Here is a 1034-nt window from a genome sequence, read left to right on the forward strand (position 1 = left end):
AGGGGACCTTGCGCCAGGGCGGCGAACTGGTGCTGGAAACGCTCATTTGTGAAGGTGAGCTAGGCTATAGTCTAATGCCAGAGGATCGTTACGCCATGATGCGAAACGTCTGGTATCTACCAACTAAAGAAACCCTGAGCTTATGGCTAAGGCGAGCCGGTTTCACTAATATTCGCTGTGTAGAGAGCAACATCACCTCAACTGAAGAGCAGCGAAGCACGGACTGGATGAAGTTCCAATCCTTAAAGGACTTCCTAGACCCAACAGACCAGAGCAAAACGCTTGAAGGCTACCCTGCCCCTTTGCGTGCGACTTTCATTGCAAATAAAAAATAGCTTGTAGTCACTCTCAACTCAAAACACTCGCTCATAAAAAAAGCCTGAAAGCATAAAGCAATCAGGCTTTTTAAGTATTGATTAGCTAAATCAGTCGAAAGGATGTCTCAGCACAATCGTCTCAACACGATCAGGGCCGGTTGAAATAATATCAACAGGCGCTTCAATCTTCTCTTCAATGTACTTGATATAGCTTCGAGCATTTTCAGGAAGGTCTTCTAGTTTCTGCACACCTAAAGTGCTTTCTGACCAACCAGGTAGCGACTCAAATACAGGTTCCAGATCTTCATAACCTCGACCATCAAGCGGTGGGCGTGTTAATTCTTCACCCGCTTTAGTCTTATAACCTACACAAACCTGAATCTCTTCAAGACCATCTAGTACATCAAGTTTGGTCAAACAAATACCAGACACCGAATTGATCTGAATAGCATGACGTAAACCAACCGCGTCAAACCAACCACAACGACGTGGACGACCAGTGGTTGCACCAAACTCATGGCCTTTCTCGGCAAGATGACGACCTTGATCATTAAACAACTCTGTTGGGAATGGACCAGAACCAACTCGAGTTGTATAAGCTTTAGTAATACCCAGTACGTAATCAAGGTACATAGGACCGAAACCACTACCGGTCGCCGTGCCACCTGCGGTCGTATTTGAAGATGTTACAAATGGGTAGGTACCGTGGTCAATATC

2 protein-coding genes are annotated in these 1034 nt (G+C 45.6%); one reads left to right on the forward strand and one right to left on the reverse strand.

Translation table 11 applies throughout. The features are described from left to right. On the forward strand, positions 1 to 335 hold a 335-nt coding region (locus A3756_RS02095), incomplete at its 5' end, for a DUF1698 domain-containing protein (RefSeq protein ID WP_156490196.1). Between the two features lie 90 nt (positions 336 to 425). On the opposite strand, the gene A3756_RS02100 is transcribed toward A3756_RS02095, so the two are convergent. Next, positions 426 to 1034, reverse strand: a 609-nt coding sequence (locus A3756_RS02100) for an adenylosuccinate synthetase (RefSeq protein WP_197481108.1), incomplete at its 5' end; no start/stop codon positions are given.

It is taken from the genome of Oleiphilus sp. HI0086, assembly GCF_001635225.1.